Raw genomic sequence first — 232 nt, forward strand, 5'->3', positions numbered from 1 at the left:
CGCAAGGGCCGCACGGCCCGATGACCGTCCCCAACGGCGACCCGGCGTCGCTGCGTGCGGCGGCACGCCGTCTGGGCAGGGTGGCCGAGACCGGGCTGCAGACGCCCGGCGTGCGCGGCCGGTCGGCGTCGATCATCGCGGCCGTGTGGCAGGGTGACGCCGCCACCGCGGCCCAGCGCGAGGCCGACGTGCTCGCGGCGCGCACCCGGCTGCTGCTCGAGCGGGTCGGTGG

Annotated in this window: 1 protein-coding gene; it reads left to right on the top strand. The window is 79.3% G+C overall.

The annotated features are described in order from the left end of the window. Positions 1-20: 20 nt before the first annotated feature. The coding region (locus ACPYOG_RS20990) for a hypothetical protein (RefSeq protein WP_481295973.1) at positions 21-232 on the top strand (212 nt) is incomplete at its 3' end.

The sequence above is a fragment of the Leifsonia sp. HAY1-4F genome (assembly GCF_056755275.1).